This window comes from Bacillus sp. 123MFChir2 (assembly GCF_000383235.1).
In the GTDB taxonomy this organism is placed as follows: Bacteria; Bacillota; Bacilli; order Bacillales; family Bacillaceae_G; genus Bacillus_A.
Genome location: NZ_KB911016.1, coordinates 1 through 2,751 on the forward strand (window position 1 = coordinate 1; position 2,751 = coordinate 2,751).

The following is a 2,751-nucleotide window of genomic DNA, read 5'->3' on the forward strand; positions in this document are numbered from 1 at the left end:
GAATGGCAGCGCGATATTTTAACGATGATGCGTGAGGAAATGTTATATTTCTGGCCGCAGCTTGAAACGAAAATCATGAACGAAGGCTGGGCTTCATATTGCTAAGGTGCTTAATACAAAACCCAGTTATGTAACTTAGTTAAAGCCTAACTTCTTTAATTTTTTCTTCATATATTGAACCCCTGTTGTTTGCTTCATTTCCTCCCAATTTGGAAATTCAGTGACCTTCTGAATATATTCATTCCACTCTTGATCAGGTACTTTTTGAAAGTCTTCATTTGATGAAATTGTAAATCCACTATTCTTTAGGAGTTCTTGGATGTTTTGGAAAGATGTATAATTTTGCATGAAGGTATCATCAAATAAGACTTCAAATGGAACAGCTTCCTCTTCTTGTAATGAAGCTAATTTTTTTTCTAATTCTTTAAACCCCGTTGTATTCATTTTAAACATATTTATAAACCTCCTTTTATTTGATAACTCCATTTTATAGAACGTGCGTTCCTTTTGTCAGCTTTTTGCGAATGAATGTTCTTGTTTGGAGAACAATATGTTTGTTTTTTTGGAAGGTTTGTTATAATAAACGTCAAATACATATGTTTATGGAGACTCTCTTTAAAGGAGACAATAATTCCTATGGAAGAAAAAAATTTAATAGAACTTCTTGAACAAGGAGAAAGTGCCGAACTTGAATGTAAAGCTGCAAAGGGTGGTTTACCAAAAGATGTGTGGGAAACATATTCAGCGTTTGCGAATACAGATGGTGGCATCATTTTATTAGGTGTTAAACAAGAAGGGTATGAATTTTCACCGATTGAAATAGATGCTCCGAAAGTAGCGAAAGAATTTTGGGACGGTATTAACAATGTACAGCGCATTAGTGAAAATATTTTAACGAATCGAAATGTACAGCTTGTGACACTAAACGGGAAACAAGTTGTATATATTTATGTACCTCGTGCTTCAAGAAATCAACGTCCAATTTATATTGGACATAATCCCATGGTTGGAACGTATAGAAGAAATTATGAAGGTGATTATAAGTGTCCGCCAGATGAAGTAAAGCGTATGCTTGCTGACCAACAAGATTCACAAGATTATCGAGTTCTTCTGAATTTCGGTATCAATGATTTAAACTTAGAATCGGTAAAGAGCTATCGCCGTCGTTTTGCTTCATTAAAGCCAGATCATCCGTGGAATGATTTAGAGTTAAACGATTTCTTATATCGCATCGGTGCTTGGGGACGAAATCGCGAAACAAATCAAGATGGATTAACACTCGCTGGATTAGTTATGTTTGGTGAAGAAAGAAGTATTGTAGATTTATTACCACAATACTTTTTAGAGTATCGAGAAATCACTTCTGAAATTACAGGGCAGCGTTGGAATGATCGAATTACGTCTGCCGATGGTACTTGGTCTGGGAATATATATGACTTCTATTTTAAAGTCATTCATCGTTTAACGAGTGATTTGAATATCCCGTTTCAACTTAATGAAGGATTGTTTCGAACAGATGATACTCGTGTTCATGCCGCATTGCGTGAAGCTCTGGTGAATACCCTTGCACATGCTGATTATTACGGTGATAGAGGCATTGTGATTGAAAAAGAGAAAACGTTCTTCCGTTTTTCAAATCCAGGTACACTAAGAATTTCTATAGAACAAGCTAGGCAAGGCGGGATAAGTGATCCTAGAAATGCAAATGTCTTTAAAATGTTTATGCAACTAGGGTTAGGTGAACGAGCGGGATCAGGAATTGAGAACATTCACTTAGCATGGAAAGAGCAGCATTGGAAGCATCCTGATTTAGTAGAGGAATACCAGCCAGAACGTATTATATTAACTTTAACAACACAGTCATTATTACCAAATGAAAGTATACAGTTTTTACAGACAGTCTTAAAATCAGTGTATGACGAGTTAACAAATGATGAAGTATTGGCACTTGTTACTGCACATCAAGAAGAAAAAGTAACAAACCAACGATTACAAACATTGATGGATAAACATTCACCTGATATTAATAAAGTTTTAAGCGGTTTAGTAGAAAAGCAGCTATTACAAACTAGTGGACAAGGTAGAGGAACAAAATACGAGTTATCTGAGAAATTTTATAAGCAAGCAAGTAGTATTAACTTTGGGGGTAATACGAAAGACCCTGGGGGTAACGAATATGACCTTGGGGGTAACATAGAAGACCCTGGGGGTAACGATCATGACATTAGGGATAATTCTAATGAAAATGAAGAAACATCACAAGGTAAAAAAGAGAATGCTGATGAAAAACTGCTAGCCGTTGCAGAGGAAGCAAGAAGAAAGAAGAGATTAAATAAAAAAGCGATGGAACAGATTATTCTAGAATTATGCAGTATTCAGCCGTTGGCATTGAAGGAATTAGCGAGCTTATTAAATCGATCGGTAGATACTCTTAGAAAAGAGTATATGAATCGTCTGGTAGAATCGGGGACATTGGAATTGCTTTATCCAGAGAGTGTAAGTCATCCGCAGCAAGCGTATAAGACAAGCAAGTGTGATATGTAATAGTAAAGGTACGGAAGTCTTTATGGATTTCAGTACCTTTTTTTGTTATGGGGTCGTCTTTCTTTTTTGTAATAATTCATATTTGATGTATTAAGTAAAAAGTTATTTCGAGGAGTTTCTTTTATCCTCATGAAAGCTTGTTTCTATTCATACACTTTCATAAGGGAATGTGTAAGGAGGGAAAAGAGATGAGAAGTAGTGAAGATA

At 35.6% G+C, this 2,751-nt stretch carries 2 protein-coding genes and 1 pseudogene; 2 read left to right on the forward strand and 1 reads right to left on the reverse strand.

What is annotated here, in order from left to right; genetic code table 11:
- Positions 1-99: pseudogene (locus tag H280_RS25525) on the forward strand (SpoVR family protein); the annotation flags it as partial.
- Positions 100-135: 36 nt separating this feature from the next.
- Here H280_RS25525 and H280_RS0122690 read toward each other — a convergent pair.
- Positions 136-453: a hypothetical protein gene (locus H280_RS0122690; protein ID WP_020063380.1), complete on the reverse strand. Its 318-nt coding sequence runs from the start codon at positions 451-453 to the stop codon at positions 136-138.
- A gap of 183 nt (positions 454-636) precedes the next feature.
- Here H280_RS0122690 and H280_RS0122695 point away from each other — a divergent pair, with 183 nt between their 5' ends.
- The gene (locus H280_RS0122695; protein ID WP_020063381.1) at positions 637-2,544 is read left to right on the forward strand and encodes an RNA-binding domain-containing protein; all 1,908 of its coding nucleotides are present in this window, start codon (positions 637-639) and stop codon (positions 2,542-2,544) included.
- Positions 2,545-2,751: the final 207 nt, after the last annotated feature.